Genomic DNA, 16,001 nt, shown 5'->3' on the forward strand with positions numbered 1-16,001 from the left:
AGGTGGATTTCCGACGCGGTTTCGGTGGGGTCAACCGCCATGCGCGCCGAGCGAATTGCAAGGATATTCAGGTGGGGACGTGGGAGTCGGTTACAATGGCGGTCGGACGGGCCTCCTCGCATGGTGGCGCGGTCAACCTGGTCAGGTCGGGAACGAAGCAGCCACAGCCGTTTTCCGCCAGTGCCGAGGGTCAGGCTCGTCCCCCTTCTCTTTTCCCCTCCGCATCACCCCTCCCCGTTTTTTGTCTGTGCCGCTCGCGTCAGAACAACGCGCCTTGGCTGTCGTCATGTGATGCCTGGACCGGCTTCGGCAACGATTCCAGATCGATCCATTCGCCCTGTGCGGTAGCCACGCCTGCGCGCACGGTGCGCCCTGGATACATCGGCGTGACGGCAGCCACGTAGCCGCGCAACTGATCTGCATAGGCAGCGCGTTCGACCGGCAGCAAGCGCAGCTTGTAATCGACCACCAGGACGTCGTTGCCACGTTCGATCAGGCGATCGATGCGCAACAGCGCACCGTCTGGGCCAAAAAGTTCGATCTCGTTATGCGCGGCGTCGAAGCGCGCGGGGTCGAAGACATGCGCCAGCGTCTCGGCTGAGAGCATCCGGCGCACGGCTTCGGCGGCGCGTGTGGCGTCGGCTTGCGTGACGCCGGTGGCACTGAACCAGCGCGCGATCGTCTCGGCGTCGGGCGCCTGTTCGGGCAAGCCCCGGCGTGTCAGGCGCTCAAGCACCGCATGCAGCAATTCGCCCTGTGCGACGGCGCCTTGGTCAAAAACGATATCGGCGGCGCCCTCAGCGACAGCGCCGGCAGCACCAACACGCACCGTCACAGTCAGCGGTGCGCGGAAATCGTGATACGAGACCGCCTCCTGCCCCGCAGCGCTGACAGCCAAATCGGCTGCGCCGTCAACAACCGGAGCGGGTGACGCTACGCCTGCCGCGGCGAGCAGCGTGTACCAGCTCGCCGTGCCGTCCACCTCAGGCGCATCACCTTCATCGACAGATTGGGCCGCCGTGGCATCACGCTTGTTTGCGACGCCGGAAACGATCAGCGCTTGCCGTGCACGCGTCATCGCCACGTAGAGCAGGTTCCAGTTCTCGCGCTCGGCAAGGTCGTTTTCTTGCTTGAAAAGAGGCTCGCGCGCAAGGCCGCGCTCGGACGTCTTGCCGAACGCGGAAAAATGCGCAGGCGCTTGCGCGCCGGGCGGCCAGTCGATCAGGATGCCGGCCGTATCGACACGCGCGTCGCTGTGGTGGCTGTCGAGCAGCACGACGAACGGCGCTTCCAGCCCCTTCGAGGCATGCACGGTCAGGATCTGTACGGCATCAAGACCTTCGCTGGCGACTTCGGCGTCGATAGCATCCGGCGCGTCCGTGTCGCCCTGCGTGCCTTCGTCAGGGCTTTCATCCTCATCGCCCTGGCGGATGGCGCGCAGTTCGGCCATGAACTTCGGCAGACTCGGATAGCGGCCGCCGTCCAGATCGAGCGCGAGCTTCAAAAACGCATCCAGGTTGGCGAGCACCTGGTCGCGGTTTGCGGCCGGTGCGCGCTCGGCATAACGGCGCTTGAGTTCGCCGGTGTAGACGATGTGATCGAGCAAGTCGTGCACGGGCAGCGTGGGCGCCACCGCCAGCCAGCGCGAGAGCATGCGATGCGCGTGGCGCAAGGTGTCCGCCGCATCAGCCTGGCCGGCCAGCGCTGTCAGCCGCTCCCACCAAGTCAATGCGACCGTGCCTTCGCCAAACTGCGCCAGTGCGATGAGGTGGTCGTCCGTGGCGGCGAAGATGGGGCTGCGCAGCACATGCGCGAGCGATAAATCGGCCTGCGGCGTCATCAGAAAATCAAGCAGCGCGCACAGATCAAGCGCTTCGAGCGTAGCCAGCAGACCGCCACGGCGCGGGCTCAGATACGGCACGCCGGCATCGCGCAGCGCACGCTCGTAATCGGCGAGATAGCGTTTGCGGCGGACGAGCAGCTGGAAATCGCCCCACCGCACCGGGCGCTCGACGCCGCCTTCGCGAATGCGCTCATTGGCGTGTAACGCGCGCAGGCAAGCGGCCACTTGGCGGCCCTCAGCATATCGCTGCGAATCGCCGGTCTCTTCGCGCGGTTCGGTGAGCGTATCCCGGGGTGCGGCTTCGTCAGCCTGCTCGGCTTCGGACACCGGCACCAGCGGCAACAGCAGCGCCTGCCCAATGGGTGCGTCCACGGCGGTACTTTGCTCGGCGTAGATGGGATAGTCGCCGCGCGCCCGCGCTTGCAGGAACACGGCATTGACCCACTCCAGCACGGCCGGTGCATTGCGACGCGTGCGATTGGTACGCAGCACGGTCGCGTTGAATTCGGCGACCAGCATTTCACGCGCAGCGTCGAACAGCCGTGCATCGGCGCGCCGGAAACGGTAGATCGATTGTTTAGGATCGCCCACCAGAAACACGCTCGGCTGCGTGCCAGTGCCCGCGTAGCCTGCCAGCCAACCTTGCAGGATGCGCCACTGCATGGGGTTCGTATCTTGAAACTCGTCGAGCAGCAGATGCTTGTAGCGCGCGTCGAGCCGCACCTGCAGGTAAGCAGCTGTGTCGTCTTGCTGCATCAGGCGCGCCGCTTCCCATTCGAGATCGGTGAAATCCATCGCGCGCGCCTGGCGCTTGTACGCCTGATAGCGATCGATCAGTGCGTCGCCCAACGCAAACAATGCTGCGTTGACGGCGCGCACGAGGGCTTCCTGCCGGCGCGCCTGAATTGTCGTCAGCGCTTCGCATAGCGTGGTGTGCAAGGTCACCAGCGTTTGTGCGTGCTCGTCGCCGATGGCTTTGATGAGCGCCTTGGTCGGCTTGCAGGCGCGTGCCTTGCCGGCCTGCGTATGGAAGGCGGCGAAGAGCGCATCAAATGCTTGCGCGCGCGCGGCCTCGTCCGACACATTCGTTCCGCGCGCAGCAGTCACCGCCGACTCGATGGCCACGGCGCGCTTGCCCTCGGCCGCACCACCCTGCCCAAACCAGCCGGACACGCGCAGCATGTCGGCCAAAAACACCGCATCCTGCAGCGCTTCGATCAACGGATCGACCGTCGCATCATCGCCAAGCAGTGCGTCCAATGCATCCAGCGGACGCCCGCCGGCCTGCGTCTTGTACGCCCACCAGTCGCTGCGCTGGTGGAACATTGCATCGAGCAGGCGACCGGCCTGGAAATCGCCGACCAGATCGGCAAGCGTTTCATACGCGGCGCGCAAATCAGCATGATCTTCGGCCAGCAAGCCGCGCCAGAAAGGCGCCCAAGCTTCACGCCGCAGCCGCCCGGCATCTTCACGCAACGACGCGCCCTGCTGCACGCCAGACGACAGCGGCGCCCCGCGCAGCAACGACCCAAACCAGCCGTGGAACGTATCGATCGCCATGCGCGACGGCGATTCCAGCACGCGCGCATACAGCCCACGCGCGGTTTCAATCAGCGCCGGCGCATCGCGCTCATCCACCGTACGCGCGATCAGCTCGCGCACGACACCCTCATCGTCGGCACCGGCCAGTTGCGCGAGGATGTCGAGCAAACGCTGACGCATCTCTTCGGCGGCCTTGCGCGTGAACGTGATGGCGAGAATGTCCGACGGCGCGGCGCCCGCAAGCAGCAAGCGCAACATGCGAGTGACCAGCAACCAGGTCTTGCCGCTGCCCGCGCACGCTTCCACCACGACCGAGCGCTGCGGATCGCATGCGGCGCGCGAAAAGGCCTCGGGCGAGACGGCTGCGCCGTCGCGTTCGTAAGCGTGATCGCTCATGCCGCGCCCTCCGGCTCGCGGGGCGTACCTTCGGTCCAATACCCCTTGCGGCACAGGCCACGCGCCGCGCAGTAGCGGCACGCCGATTCATCACCGAAGGCCGGCAGCGGCGCACCGGCTGCGAGAGCGGTCATGTCCTTTTGCATCTGTTCGATCAACCAGTCAACGACTTGCGTGAAGTCGGGCAACGCAACGTCGCGCTTGTCGCCGCGCGCCTCGCCGTCGAGCGAAACCCAGCCGCCCGAATCTGCGCGCGCATCAAGCACGCCGTAAAACGGGAGTTGGCAATCCTCAAACGGCGTCTTGGCACGACGCACCAGCACCATTTGCGATTGCGTTTTGTAATCGAGCACTGCCACGCCGTGTTCGTCATGCACATCAATGCGGTCAATACGGCCGCGCAAGCGCAGCGGACGCTCGTCCGGCAACGTGATGGACGTATCGACTTCGACTTCACCCGCCTCAAAGCGCCAGCCATCTGCCTCACGCGCGGCCTGCCACGCCAGGTACGACGGCATCACACCGAGCCAGCGCCGATAGAAGCGCAACGCGTTGCCGTCCTCGGCCAACAGCGGACCGAACAGTTCGTCGGTAATGCTCTGCAGCAGCCCCTGACGATCGGCCGGATCGTGCATTGGCGCTTCCAGCAACTGCCGGTGAAAGCGATGCAGGATCGCGTGCAGGATCTCGCCAATGTCGCGTTTCTCCAGCTCGTCGGAAACCTCTTCCAGCTCGCCCAACCGCAGCATGCGACCGACGAAGAACTGGTACGGACAGCGGCGCAGGCTGTTGTAAGCGGCTGCACTCAACGTAGACGGCACCAGCGTCGGCGCAGCGGGCGCGGGCATGTCGGTTGGCTGGCTCGTGGTCTGCAGGCTGGGCAACGTGACTGACGTATCGATACGCACGCCGCTCACCGCAAACCGGCGTTGCAAGCGTTCGAGCCAACCGGAAAGGCGATGCGGCTCGCCGCGTCCGCCGTGACGTTGCCAGGTCAACACCACCTCGGGCTGATTGAGCAGCACTTCGGCCAGGTCGCGCGCCTGCTGCGCAAAGCGCTGTGCCCGGTCGGGCAAACCGAGTTCACGTCGCACGTCGTTGGAGAAGAACAGCCACTCCGGCTGCGCCGACGGCAACTGCGCATCATCGCAACCCACCACCACAACGCCATCAAACCGCCGCATGCGCGCGCCATTCAGCGGCAGGATGACAACACGCCGATCGGCAGGCGGTGAAGGCTCGCTGAAGACGGCGGACTCAAGCAGCATCGAGAGCAACGCGCGCCACTCCGTGAGCGAAAAACGCGCGCCCGCATCGGTGCTGCCATGGATGGAGGTCCGCAGGCGGTCAATCCAATCCAGCAACTGGCGGCCTGCATCGTCGTTCTGCAAACCGGTGCGCATATGCAGACGATCGAGCGTGCCTGCCAGCAGCGTTACCCATGCGTCGAGCGTGGCGCTGCCGGCACGGCGCCACAGCGCCGCCTCATCAGCCAGCACGCCCAGGCGATCGGCCAGGCGGCTAACCTTGACTTCGCCCTCGGCTTCGTTGGCGGGGCGATCGGCCACTAGCCGGCGCAACCGTCCCCAGCCACCAGAAACGTTGTGCCGGCGCACTCGGCGCTCCAGTTCGGCAACCCATGCGGGCGTGGCAGTGCCGGCGTCGGCATCGCGCAAACAGAACGGGCTTTTGATGAGATCGAGCAGCGCTGCGGTATCGCCGTCGCCCTGCACCACGTCGACCCAGCGCATAAGTGCCGCAGCGGCGCGCGTCGTGGAGAGCTTCCAGCCAGTCTCGTCGCGCACCGGCACGTTCACCCGCGCCAGCAACGCGCGAACACGCCGTGCGACGATGCGATCCTGCGCCACCAACGCCAACGAGCGGCGTCCGTCGTTCAACCAATCGACCAGCGTATGCGCGGCGAAGGCGGCTTCGTCCTCAAAGCGCGCAGCGCCGGCAATGCGCAGGGTTGGTGCGGGAATCTGCGCATCGGCAGCATCATCCGCTGCCTGGGCGGGCGTACCGCATTCGGGCCAGGCGTGCAGCAGCAGATCGCGGAAATCCGCGTGCGTGGAAGGCGCCGAAGGGGCGCCAGTTTCAGGCGCATTCCAGTCGTAGCCGATGTTGAGCACCGGCACGCGCTCGGCGGCGCGCTGCAGAAAATCCAGATCGACTGTCTCGGGATTGGTCGGGCTCATCCATACGATCGGCCCGTGCAGTTCGTCCAGCAGGCGCCGCATGGCGCGCAACCGCATTGGAATCGGGTCCGCCGCGCCCGAAAGCAACCGCCAGAACGTCAGCACGATGCGCGATTCGGTACCGAGAAAACGTTCGGACAATTGTGCGTAGATACGCTCCAACGCCTCCGCCAATGCCGACTCCAACTCGTCGGGTCGCCCATCTGCGCCACTGTGTGCTGCATCCAGCGTCAGCCAACGCTGCGACAACTCATCCGACACCGTCACGAGCACCTGCGCCACGCCCCATAGAGCGGCATCGTCCTGCGCGCCGAGGGCTTCACGCAGCCATGCCTGCGTCTTGAGGGCCTGCTGCACGGCAAGCAGCCGCGACAGCGGCGTGCGCGTGGCGGGTACACCCGCTTCGGGCTGCAAATCGAGCAGCCAATGCCCCAGCGTCAGAATGCGCGGAAGCAAACGCGGCGTGCCGGCCGCTTGCGCACTGGCATGCAGGGCACTGCGCACCCCCGGAATCTGCGCGGCTGTCGGCACAACAACGGTGGCGGTACCCGAGGATTGGGCGTGCGCATCCAGAAAGCGCCATGCAGCGTCGGCGGCACGGGAAAGGAATGCTGGGCCAGGCGCGAAGGCAAGCGTCTGCATGCGTGGGGATAAGCGATATACCGGGAATCGAAGACCTGCGGCTATCGGCGTGATAGGCAGAATCAACGGTTGAATCGGTTGAAAATGAGAGCGTGGGTACTATATCAGCAGCATCCGCGCCGACAGTGGTCCTAATACACGCCGGTTCGTGTAATCGTGTAATGTATGGGTTCGGCGCACGTCGCCAGCTTTTACGAAATAACAGAGGTTCCCGCCATGAGCGAACAGATCAAGTATGTGAGCGACGCGTCCTTCGAGGCAGACGTGCTCAAGTCCGACAAACCCGTGCTGGTCGATTTCTGGGCCGAATGGTGCGGTCCCTGCAAAATGATCGCCCCGATCCTGGACGAAGTTTCCAAGGACTACGGCGAGAAGGTGCAGATCGCCAAGATCAACGTCGATGAGAACCAGGGCGTGCCGGCCAAGTTCGGCATTCGCGGCATCCCGACGCTGATTCTGTTCAAGAACGGCGCTGTGGCCGCGCAAAAGGTGGGCGCACTGTCCAAGTCGCAACTGACCGCATTCCTGGACAGCCATCTGTAAGCTCTTTTTCGGCTGAGGGCGACCCTTCGCGTTGCCCCTCACCCACGCTGGCGCACTTCCGCCTGGAAGCTCGCCAGCGTTGTGCTAAGATTGCAGCCAATCTGTTTCTCCGAGCGTTCGCTCGACCTTTCCCCCTCCCCCCGTTTCTCGTTTCGCCGCCCGTTCGGGCCCTTCCCTCATCTTTCGTCTATGCATCTGACAGAACTGAAATCCTTGCACGTGTCCCAATTGCTGGAAATGGCGGGGCAGTTGGAGATCGATAACGCCCAACGCATGCGCAAACAGGAATTGATGTTTGCCATCCTGAAAAAGAAGGCGAAACAGGGGGAAACGATTTTCGGTGACGGCACACTTGAAGTGCTGCCCGACGGCTTCGGTTTTCTGCGCTCGCCGGAAACCTCGTATCTGGCCAGCACCGACGACATCTATATCAGCCCGTCACAGATCCGCCGATTCAATCTGCACACCGGCGACACCATCGAAGGTGAAGTCCGCACGCCCAAGGATGGCGAGCGCTACTTCGCGCTGGTGAAGGTCGACAAGGTCAACACGCAGCCTCCTGAGGCGGTCAAGAACCGCATCATGTTCGAGAACCTGACGCCGCTGCATCCGAACAAGCCGCTCACGCTCGAACGCGACATCAAGGCCGAAGAGAACATCACCGGCCGCATCATCGACATGATTGCCCCGATTGGTCGCGGCCAGCGCGCGCTGCTGGTGGCAAGCCCGAAGTCGGGCAAGACCGTGATGCTGCAGCACATTGCGCACGCCATCGCGACCAATCATCCGGAAGCCGAGCTGTTCGTGCTGCTGATCGACGAGCGCCCGGAAGAAGTGACCGAAATGCAGCGCACCGTGCGCGGCGAAGTGGTCGCCTCGACGTTCGACGAGCCTGCCGTGCGTCACGTGCAGGTGGCCGAAATGGTCATCGAAAAGGCCAAGCGCCTGGTCGAACTGAAGAAGGACGTGGTGATCGTGCTGGATTCGATCACGCGCCTGGCACGCGCCTACAACACCGTGGTGCCAACCTCTGGCAAGGTGCTGACCGGCGGTGTCGACGCCAACGCGTTGCAGCGTCCGAAGCGTTTCTTCGGTGCTGCACGTAACCTGGAAGAAGGTGGTTCGCTCACCATCATCGGCACGGCGCTGATCGAAACCGGCAGCCGCATGGATGACGTGATCTACGAAGAATTCAAGGGCACCGGCAACATGGAAGTGCACCTGGAACGCCGCCTGGCTGAGAAGCGCGTCTACCCTGCCATCAACCTGAACAAGTCAGGCACGCGCCGCGAAGAACTGCTGATCAAACCGGACATCCTGCAGAAGGTGTGGATCCTGCGTAAGTTCATCCATGACATGGATGAAGTCGAGGCAATGGAATTCCTGCTCGACAAACTCAAGACGACGAAGAACAACGCCGAGTTCTTCGACATGATGCGACGCGGTGGCTAAGTCTCCTGCCTGCATAGCGAAAAGCGCACCCATTGTGGTGCGCTTTTTTATTGCTGAGTCAACTGCCTGTTTTTCCAGCGGATTTTCTCGCCAAAGTTGTGAAATTCGCTAGTTCATTTGCATTACAGGGCTCGCGCGCAAGCGTTTGCTTCCATCGTCCTTAAACTTCATCGCAAAACAGAAACCCGGCAACCATACTGCAAGCCTGCCCTGGCCGAGCCGCCTCGGCAAAGAACGAACCACACCAAGAATGGAACGGGGGAAACCATGCGCGAAGAGTCGCTGGAATGTACTGCTGCGTGCCGAACCGTCGTGGTGGCGTCGCGCGCGGGGATGGGGGAGATTGACGAGACGATTCTGGGTGCGGAGTGGCACGTGCGGCGCGTAACGTCGATGCGTGAACTGGGTTGCGCCATTCGCGACGGCGTTCCCGTGGCGGGGTTGGTCGATTTCAGCAGCGCGTTCTCGGCTGCGGAGCTGGATTTGCTCGAACGCTGCATGCAGGTCTCGCACGTGGGTTGGGTGGCAGCGCTGCCGCCAGCCATGCTGAACCACGAGCGCGTACGCCAGCTGGTGCGCGATTACTGCGTGGACTACGTCTAGATGCCGCTGCGTACGGACGAGGCTGCGTATTCGCTGCGTCACGCCTGGGGCATGGCATCGCTCGCCCAGGAAGCCACGCCGGCGCCCAAGGCAAATCATGCGCGCATGCTGGGTGAGTGCCCGGTCATGCATAACCTGTTCCGCGCCATCCGCAAGGTCGCGCAGAACAGTGCGCCAGCCTTTATCGCGGGCGAGTCTGGCACCGGTAAAGAGCTGACTGCGCAGGCCATTCACGAAGCTTCTTCGCGCGCAAGCGGGCCGTTCATCGCCATCAACTGCGGGGCGATTCCGCCGCACCTGATCCAGTCCGAATTGTTCGGCTACGAAAAAGGCGCATTTACCGGCGCGCATCAACGTCATATCGGCTGGGTCGAACATGCCAATGGCGGCACGCTGTTCCTCGATGAAATCGGCGACCTGCCGCTCGAGAGCCAGGTCAGCCTGCTACGTTTCCTGCAGCAAGGCACGATCACGCGGCTCGGCGGGCATCAGGCGATTCCGCTGGACCTCCGCATCATCTCGGCAACGCACGTGGATCTGGAAGCGGCCCAACATCACGGCGGATTCCGCACCGACCTGTTTCATCGACTGTGCGTGCTGACCTTGTCGGTGCCACCGCTGCGCGAGCGCGGCAGCGACATCGTGTTGCTGGCAGAACATATCCTCGCCCAGCACGCCAGCGAAGCGTCGCACCGCATCCGCGGGTTCACGCCCTGCGCGTTGCACGCGATGATGCATTACCCATGGCCGGGCAACGTGCGCGAACTCATCAACCGCGTGCGCCGCGCGCTGGTGATGACCGACAACCGCAAGATCTCCGCCGCTGACCTGCACCTCGAAGGCTATGCATCCGTGTCGGGCCAGACGCTGGAAGAAGCGCGCGAAGGCGCCGAGTCGGATGCCATCCGCACGGCCATCGCGCGCAACGGCTTCCATATGGGCATGACGGCGCGCGAATTGGCAGTGTCTCGCGTCACGCTGTATCGGCTGATGCAGAAGCACGGCATTCGGGCAGAGCATCCGCTGCATACGGCCTAGGCTCGGTCTCATCGGTTTGATTCCTCCAAGGGGCGTAGCAAGCGTGCTACGTCCCCTAGACGTGTTCTTGGGAAAGCAGGGGGCGGCTGGACAGGGCCCACTTCCAGCACTGCTCATCCCATCCGACCTATCAATACTTGGTTCAGTACACTGAATTCTGCGGCTGGCGCCTGAAGGAACCGGAGGCGCCAGCGCTGCAAACGCTGTCAGATTGACTTGCATCGGGATCCCGCTCGAGGATGGCTATTGAGAAAAGAGTGCCCGCCGGGGGACGGAGCACGAAACCGTTGAACAGCCGCCATGTCGGGCTGTTCGGCGTACGTTGCGAAAGCGCCACATTTTGGTGCACCTAGGGCCGCGCAACCAGCGACAACCTTTGCCAAGAGACTGTTGCGGCGCAGGCAATCTGGCGCGGTAGCTGGCACATACCCGGCAGCACCCCACTTCCGGGGGGATTGCGCAAGCCACGTCGCCGTTGGATTGTTAAGCCACGCATGCGACGTACTCAGTTCGCCGTCCGTGAGTGCGGACACGACAGAACAGGTGGATGGATCGAATGCGCGGGTGGGAATGAGACCGAATGCGAGTCGCGCCGGCAACGTATCGGCGAGAACGCTTCGAAGGGCGATCAGCAGCGTGATTGCACGCCGCACGACGAGATCCCCGTCTACCGCGAGCACCGGCATCATGACGATCATGGCCGTGCGATTCGCGACCACTCCGGTCTTCTCGACCGTCCACCCGAACGGCAAACGTCGAGCACAGCGCTGCGCGATTGTCGGCATGGCTCGCTCCTCCCCGACGGGTATAGAGCGACATCTATGCCATGACGGCTAACGCCTTGTTTTAACGGGATATTTTCCATACGGAGAAACGCCCAACCCGGCATGGCATGCGATTTTTGTGTCGCGACTGAAACAGCTGTCGCCATAAAAACCGCTGTTAGTGGACGCGGGTTCTCCGGTGGTCGAATTGCTCGCCCTGGCAAACGCTGGGCTACAGTACCCAGAACGCAGCAATGAGGGTCCCGAGGCATGGCCGTGGCGCCTGTCATTTTTGACTTCCGCCACTAAAATGATTCGGAACGGGGGTCTGCTCCGGCCTGCATCTCGCCTGGGCGACAAGGATGTTCGCAAGATCGGTAACAGGTCGAGAACAACGATGAACACTGTTTTGATCGAAGCCCATCCGTTGGTGCGTACAGGCATTGCGCACCTGCTACGGACGCTCAAAGGCGTCACTGGCGTCACAGTCGTCGAACCGGACGAAGGGATGTTCGACGCCATCGAAACCAATGCCGACGCCGGTCTTCTTGTGATCGGCCTGCCGCTGCCACATCTGGACGAGTTGTCGGCCATCGGCGAGATCATGCACCGGCCGCACGCGCGCCACGTGGTCGTGCTGGCCGAATCCGAATCGCCCGACATCATCCGCACGCTCATGCAGATGGGCTTGTCAGGCTACACACTCAAGCACTCGCCGGGCGAAGTCATCGCAGCTTCGCTGGAGCTGGTTCTGGTGGGTGGTCAATACATTCCGGCCAGCGCGCTGCTGCCGGAATCACGCCTGGACGGCGCGCCCAACCCGGCGCTCGCGGGCGATCCGCAGACCGATCCGAAGCTGCTCGGCATTACGCCGCGGCAGTACGAGATTCTGGTGCTGCTCTCACGCGGGCATCCGGTCAAGACCATCAGCCGCATGCTGAACATCTCCGAGGCAACAGCCAAGGCGCATATCAGCACGCTGTATCGGCGCCTTAAAGTCCGTAGCCGCACCGAGGCCGTGTATGTCGCCAATCAGCGCGGTGCACGACTCCTCTCAGTCGCCTGATCCTCCGACAAGGGCGCAAGCGCGCGTCGCAAAGCTGCAAGCGACGGCCGATATACTGGACGCATGCTTTCGTCCGTCCTCCGGTGGTTCTCCGGCCGCGCACGCACGCGGCGCCTGACCCGTTACGCCATCTCCGACGCGCTGTGGTCACGTGCGCTCGATGGCCTGCCCTTCCTACTCGACTGGTCCGACGCGGACCTTGCACGTCTGCGTGAAACGGCCACGCTCTTCATCGCCGAAAAGGAATTCACCACCGCGCACGATTTGCCGCTCACCGACGACATGGTGATCAACGTCGCCGTGCAAGCCAGTGTGCCGATCCTGGAGCTGGGCATGTCGTGGTACGGCGGATGGCACGGCGTGGTCATCTACCCCGGCGAGTTCGTCATCCGCAAAGAAGTCATGGATGAAGACGGCGTCGTGCACAACGTGCGTGAAGAAGCTGCTGGGGAGGCATGGGAGCACGGCCCCGTCATCCTCTCGTGGCAGGACATCGAACTCGGGGGCGCACTAGCTGAGCCAGGCGTGCAGCCGTACAACGTGGTCGTACACGAGTTTGCACACAAGCTCGATATGCTCAACGGCGAGTCGGACGGCATCCCGGCGTTTTCATCGCGCCTGCATGCCAATGTTGACCGCGAGCAATGGGCCGATGACCTCTATGCCGAGTACGACGCCTTCGCCAATCGTTGCGAGCAGATTCCGGAGCGCCGGTGGGGCGACGACCCGATCCTTTCATTGCTCGACCCTTATGGCGCACAGCATCCGGCCGAGTTCTTTGCGGTAGCGTCGGAAGTGTTCTTCGTTGAACCGGTGGCCTTGCTTGAGACGCTTCCTTCGTTGTACTCGCTCCTGCAAGCCTTCTACCTGCAAGATCCGGCACGGCGCGTGCTGGACGCTGAGCAACGCCAGGAGGGATTCCTGCCATGACGATTCACCAAGCGCTTCGCACAACGCTGCTCGGTTGTTGCCTCGCTGCCGGCACCGCATTGGCGCAACCGACCGTGCCTGTGATCCTCAGCGTCACCGCGCAATTCGATGGGCAATCCGAGACCAAACGCGTCACGCTTTCGGCCGATACATCCGCCACGGGCCAGCACGTCGCACTACTCGAACGTACCCATACATACGACGTGGGTGGCTCAATGCCTCGCAAAGAATGGGAGGCGCGCTTCGCCGCCGGCCTGCCCGATGACACGATCCCGCTAGGCTGCGACACCACCACCTGCCAATTCATGCGCCACCGCTGGGCCAAGACCGGCGTGGACGTCACCCTGCGGCCGATGGTCGTGTCGGGCGAGTTCCAGACGCTGTCCATCGGTGTAACGCTGCATCGGTTCCAGCCGTCGCCCGACACCGATGCCCCTGCACGCGTCGACACCTGGGCACGCAATCTCGACACCTCGTTGCGCGTCGGCGACACCAAGATCATGGATCTGGACGGCCACGGCGTGCTCACGATCGAACGCTTGGCCAAACCTTGATCGAAATAGGCTTCCCGAGTCACTTTTCGATGCGCCGGCACGACGGATTTTGCGGCAAGCGCGTTGCCCAAGCCTTTGTTTCTCTGGCATAATCCTCGTTTCTCCACCCGGCAAGTGATTCGAGGGCTGGTCGCACGGTGGCTCCTACCATGTGAGCACCTGAAGCGCGCCGCGAATTGGCTACCTCTACCCCAGGGCCCATCATGAAAGAAGGCATTCACCCGAATTACCGCGAAGTCGTGTTCCAGGACATGTCCAGCGACTTCAAGTTCATCACCCGCTCGACCATCCAGACCAAGGAAATGATCACGCTGGACGGCAAGGAATATCCGCTGGCAAAGATCGAAGTCTCGTCCGAATCGCACCCGTTCTACACGGGCCAGCAAAAGGTTCTGGACACGGCAGGCCGCGTGGAAAAGTTCCGCAACAAGTTCGGCAGCAAGATCGGCAAGGCTGCCAAGTAATACCGGCGCCGGAGACGGCTCACCAGATGGCCCGTCTCATTGGTCAGAAAAAGGCAGCTCCGGCTGCCTTTTTTGTTTCTCGGCACATGGTAGGCCGTTGGCTCGGCCCCTCTTTACGATCCGCACGTCGCTGTGCAACCCCGACCGGGCTCGCCCGGTCTGACACTCGATGAACACCACCCGCGTCTCGCGCATCCGCCTGACTGCTGCCGCCACCCGCGAGTTACCGCGTTGGCTGCTGCTCGCCATCTGCGTGATCTACGGCCTGTCAGGGCTGTTCTCGCGCGACCCGTGGAAGAACGAAGACGCCGCCGGCTTCGGCGCGATGTGGACGCTGGCCACCGGCAACGCGCAGGACTGGCTAATGCCGAACATCGTCGGGCGCCCCATCGTGCAATCGGGGCCGCTGGTGTTCTGGATCGGCGGCGCGTTCATTCGCCTCTTCGGACAATGGCTCGGGCCGGCGGATGCGTCGCGCCTGGCCACCGCCCTCTTCTTCTTCGTCACCAGCGCATGCATCTGGTATGGCGCCTATCTGCTGGGTCGCCGCGCGGAAGTTCAACCGTTTGAATTCGTCTTCGGTGGCCAGCCCAACACGCGCGACTACGGCCGTACGCTGGCCGATGGCGCGCTGCTGATCTTCCTCGCCTGTGTGGGCCTGGCACAGCGCGGTCACGAAACGACACCGCTGGTCGGGGCGCTGTGCTTCGTGGCGGTTGCGGTGTATGGCTTGATCCGGGCGCTCGACAAGCCGGTACACGGCAGCCTCATCTATGGCATCGGCATCGGCTGCCTGTCGCTGGCGGGCGGCCCAATCCTGCCACTGACAATCATGGTAGCCGTGTTGATCGCCGCGCATGCCACGCGTGTGCTGCCGCTACGGCCGCTTCTGACAGTTGCGCTGCCCGTGTCGCTCGCGCTGGGATGCTCATGGCCGGCGATGGCGTACTTGCTGGCAAATAATCCGACTGACGCGGTGACGTACGTCCGCGAATGGGCGCGCTTCGATCGCCACCAATACGCTGGCCCGACGGCTCATTCGCTCGGCTTTGTCGCTCGCAACCTGCCACTATTCGCATGGCCAGTCTGGCCGCTGGCTGCATGGGCGTGGAAGAGCTGGGGCGGCATGCGCACCGCTCCGCATATCACGTTGCCGTTGGCCGTCCTGCTGCCGCAGCTAGTGCTGCTGCTCATGCAGCCCCACCCGGGCGACGACGGATTCCTGCTGCTGATTCCACCGATGGCCGTGATGGCGACGTTCGCGCTGCCGACGCTCAAACGAGGCGCCATCAGCGCAATCGACTGGTTTGCGCTGCTGGCCTTCACCATCTTGGGCGGGACGCTATGGCTGCTGTGGATCGCCAAGATGACGGGCTTTCCGCCTCAGCTCGCGCGCAACGTGTATCGCATCGTGCCGGGCTATCGACCCGAGTTCAGTTGGACAGCGCTGATCAGCGCGCTGCTCGTGACCGCGGCGTGGGTGCTCATCGTCGTCTGGCGCACATCGCGGGCGCCCAAGGCCATCTGGCGTGCAGTGGTGATCTCGGCCGCCGGCACGACACTGATGTGGGTGCTGATGATGACGCTGTGGCTGCCCACCATCAACTACGCCAAGACATATCGCGACGTCGCGCAGTCGGCCGCCCTTGCACTGCCGCGTACCTACACGTGCGTGCAGCCGATCCGCATGGGCGATGCGCAACTTGCCTCGTTTGCGTACTTCGGCCACATCCGTTTTGGTAGCGCCGAAGACAACTGCGACATCCTGCTGCGCCACGACCCGTACGACTACGGCGCACCGACGAGCGTCTCCAACTACGAGTGGCGCCTGATCTGGGAAGGCCGCCGTCCCGCCGACCGCGACGAGCACTTCCGCATGTACCGCCTGACCGAGGCTGCTGCCGCCACACATCCGCCGCCGACACCGGCAACCACACGCCGGCGCAAGCTACGCCAATAACGTTTC

10 protein-coding genes, 1 other RNA gene and 1 pseudogene are annotated in these 16,001 nt (G+C 63.4%); 9 read left to right on the forward strand and 3 right to left on the reverse strand.

What is annotated here, in order from left to right:
• Positions 1-105 precede the first annotated feature (105 nt).
• Positions 106-204: signal recognition particle sRNA small type (gene ffs, locus BG83_RS28565), an RNA gene on the forward strand.
• 55 nt (positions 205-259) lie between these two features.
• Here the strand turns inward: ffs and BG83_RS0106635 are convergent.
• Both BG83_RS0106635 and BG83_RS0106640 read right to left on the reverse strand, forming a co-directional pair.
• Positions 260-3,781: a UvrD-helicase domain-containing protein gene (locus BG83_RS0106635; RefSeq protein ID WP_024975988.1), complete on the reverse strand. Its 3,522-nt coding sequence runs from the start codon at positions 3,779-3,781 to the stop codon at positions 260-262.
• Positions 3,778-6,621 (reverse strand): PD-(D/E)XK nuclease family protein, encoded by a 2,844-nt coding sequence (locus BG83_RS0106640; protein WP_024975989.1) that lies wholly within the window; start codon positions 6,619-6,621, stop codon positions 3,778-3,780. The genes BG83_RS0106635 and BG83_RS0106640 overlap by 4 nt, the downstream gene beginning before the upstream one ends.
• A gap of 216 nt (positions 6,622-6,837) precedes the next feature.
• Between BG83_RS0106640 and trxA the strand changes: the two genes are divergently transcribed.
• The 3 genes and pseudogenes from trxA to BG83_RS27635 all read left to right on the forward strand — a co-directional run bounded on the left by trxA (position 6,838) and on the right by BG83_RS27635 (position 10,257).
• Positions 6,838-7,164 carry a thioredoxin TrxA gene (trxA, locus tag BG83_RS0106645; RefSeq protein ID WP_004626253.1) on the forward strand — a complete coding sequence of 109 codons (327 nt, stop codon included), beginning with the start codon at positions 6,838-6,840 and terminating at the stop codon, positions 7,162-7,164.
• A gap of 189 nt (positions 7,165-7,353) precedes the next feature.
• Positions 7,354-8,616, forward strand: a complete 1,263-nt coding sequence (rho, locus tag BG83_RS0106650) for a transcription termination factor Rho (protein WP_004626250.1) — start codon at positions 7,354-7,356, stop codon at positions 8,614-8,616.
• Between the two features lie 267 nt (positions 8,617-8,883).
• A pseudogene (locus BG83_RS27635) lies at positions 8,884-10,257 on the forward strand (sigma 54-interacting transcriptional regulator).
• A 206-nt stretch (positions 10,258-10,463) separates the two neighbouring features.
• On the opposite strand, the gene BG83_RS28570 reads toward BG83_RS27635, so the two are convergent.
• Positions 10,464-11,042 carry a hypothetical protein gene (locus BG83_RS28570; RefSeq protein WP_235193163.1) on the reverse strand — a complete coding sequence of 193 codons (579 nt, stop codon included), beginning with the start codon at positions 11,040-11,042 and terminating at the stop codon, positions 10,464-10,466.
• A 376-nt stretch (positions 11,043-11,418) separates the two neighbouring features.
• On the opposite strand from BG83_RS28570, the gene BG83_RS0106665 reads away from it, so the two are divergent.
• The 5 genes from BG83_RS0106665 to BG83_RS0106685 all read left to right on the forward strand — a co-directional run bounded on the left by BG83_RS0106665 (position 11,419) and on the right by BG83_RS0106685 (position 15,995).
• Complete coding sequence (locus BG83_RS0106665; RefSeq protein ID WP_009238433.1) at positions 11,419-12,087, forward strand: LuxR C-terminal-related transcriptional regulator; 669 nt, start codon at positions 11,419-11,421, stop codon at positions 12,085-12,087.
• A 63-nt stretch (positions 12,088-12,150) separates the two neighbouring features.
• Positions 12,151-13,017: a zinc-dependent peptidase gene (locus BG83_RS0106670; protein ID WP_024975990.1), complete on the forward strand. Its 867-nt coding sequence runs from the start codon at positions 12,151-12,153 to the stop codon at positions 13,015-13,017.
• Positions 13,014-13,571: a hypothetical protein gene (locus tag BG83_RS0106675; protein ID WP_024975991.1), complete on the forward strand. Its 558-nt coding sequence runs from the start codon at positions 13,014-13,016 to the stop codon at positions 13,569-13,571. The genes BG83_RS0106670 and BG83_RS0106675 overlap by 4 nt, the downstream gene beginning before the upstream one ends.
• Positions 13,572-13,774: 203 nt before the next feature.
• Positions 13,775-14,035: a type B 50S ribosomal protein L31 gene (locus tag BG83_RS0106680; protein ID WP_004626237.1), complete on the forward strand. Its 261-nt coding sequence runs from the start codon at positions 13,775-13,777 to the stop codon at positions 14,033-14,035.
• A 169-nt stretch (positions 14,036-14,204) separates the two neighbouring features.
• On the forward strand, positions 14,205-15,995 hold the full coding sequence (locus BG83_RS0106685; protein ID WP_024975992.1) for an ArnT family glycosyltransferase: 1,791 nt from the start codon (positions 14,205-14,207) through the stop codon (positions 15,993-15,995).
• Positions 15,996-16,001: the final 6 nt, after the last annotated feature.

This window comes from Ralstonia pickettii, from assembly GCF_000607165.1.
Classification (GTDB): Bacteria; Pseudomonadota; Gammaproteobacteria; order Burkholderiales; family Burkholderiaceae; genus Ralstonia; species Ralstonia holmesii.